The sequence below is a fragment of the Terribacillus saccharophilus genome (genome assembly GCF_002272075.1).
GTDB classification, from domain to species: Bacteria; Bacillota; Bacilli; order Bacillales; family Amphibacillaceae; genus Terribacillus; species Terribacillus saccharophilus_A.
This window is the reverse complement of the sequence record NZ_NPBJ01000053.1, coordinates 1-496: the sequence shown is the minus strand read 5'-3', so window position 1 is coordinate 496 and position 496 is coordinate 1. Positions and strand designations below refer to the sequence as shown.

General features: G+C 52.6%; 5 tRNA genes. All 5 read left to right on the top strand.

What is annotated here, in order from left to right:
* Nucleotides 1-4 precede the first annotated feature (4 nt).
* Nucleotides 5-78: transfer RNA gene (locus CHH48_RS19160), tRNA-Trp, on the top strand.
* Between the two features lie 16 nt (nt 79-94).
* Nucleotides 95-167: transfer RNA gene (locus tag CHH48_RS19155), tRNA-His, on the top strand.
* 74 nt (nt 168-241) lie between these two features.
* Nucleotides 242-316 (top strand) — tRNA-Gly (locus CHH48_RS19150).
* A gap of 5 nt (nt 317-321) precedes the next feature.
* A tRNA-Cys gene (locus tag CHH48_RS19145) sits at nt 322-395 on the top strand.
* Nucleotides 396-411: 16 nt separating this feature from the next.
* Nucleotides 412-493 (top strand) — tRNA-Leu (locus CHH48_RS19140).
* Nucleotides 494-496 lie beyond the last annotated feature (3 nt).

The following is a 496-nucleotide window of genomic DNA, read 5'->3' as shown; positions in this document are numbered from 1 at the left end:
CCATAGGGGTATAGTTCAATGGTAGAGCAACGGTCTCCAAAACCGTAAATGTGGGTTCAAATCCTGCTACCCCTGCCATAACATACTCATCATGGCGGTCGTGGCGAAGGGGTTAACGCACCGGATTGTGGCTCCGGCATTCGTGGGTTCGATTCCCATCGATCGCCCTCTATATAGCTTTACGCTATAGCCAAGTAAACAGGCAGGGATTCCTATGGAATCCTTTTAGCCTAACTTGTATGCGGAAGTAGTTCAGTGGTAGAACATCACCTTGCCAAGGTGGGGGTCGCGGGTTCGAATCCCGTCTTCCGCTCCAATATTGGCGGCATAGCCAAGTGGTAAGGCAAAGGTCTGCAACACCTTGACCACCGGTTCAAATCCGGTTGCCGCCTCCATAGATACTTTTAACATGCCGGTGTGGCGGAATTGGCAGACGCGCACGACTCAAAATCGTGTTCCGTAAGGAGTGCCGGTTCGACCCCGGCCACCGGTATCA